Annotated in this window: 2 protein-coding genes; both read right to left on the bottom strand. The window is 39.1% G+C overall.

What is annotated here, in order from left to right; genetic code table 11:
• Window positions 1–236, bottom strand: a 236-nt coding sequence (locus N1032_RS26320; protein WP_259543597.1) for a hypothetical protein, incomplete at its 3' end; no start/stop codon positions are given.
• Window positions 237–350: 114 nt separating this feature from the next.
• On the bottom strand, window positions 351–611 hold a 261-nt coding region (locus tag N1032_RS26315), incomplete at its 5' end, for a hypothetical protein (RefSeq protein WP_259543596.1).

Genomic DNA, 611 nt, shown 5'->3' with positions numbered 1-611 from the left:
TTTTTTCCCCTTGAAAGCAAGTTTTGATATGCCCTAATGCTTTCAAACACGAATTGTTCACTTTCAAAATCAGTGAATAGTGATTGATATTCTTCCATTGAAAGCACACCTTTGGTTGCACGTGCGATGATTACGCTAATTCTTTCCTTGATGGCATTTTGTGTATCAGCAGTATCTGAATATATTTCAAATGGGTCATTCGAACACACAATCAGGTTAAAAATCTTATAAACCACTTGTGTCCCCTTGTTCATGGCACGAATTGACATAACCTTAGATGTCTCATCAAGTCATTCTTTTCATAAGTTAGTTTTGTCTCTTGCTAGTGTAGATGAACCTTCCGGAACAATTCAAGTAGGTTTATTGACCCCCATGTAGAAAGCAAATTGGTCTCCACCGGTTTCCATTATGTCTTTGGCATTGATTAGGTGAGTGGTTTTATTTTGCCTTGACTTAGTCATTGCATAACCCAATAACTCTGATAAAGTGGTCTTACCGATTGAACCCCTACCAACTAGTGACAATGCAACCCCACTGTGTTGCCCCATGAGGTGATATGCCATATGCTCGTATATGAGTGCCTGCTTGTTAGGCGTCATGTTGTCTATCAT

The organism is Herbiconiux daphne, from assembly GCF_024979295.1.
GTDB classification, from domain to species: Bacteria; Actinomycetota; Actinomycetes; order Actinomycetales; family Microbacteriaceae; genus Herbiconiux; species Herbiconiux daphnes.
This window is presented reverse-complemented; position numbering and strand designations above follow the sequence as displayed.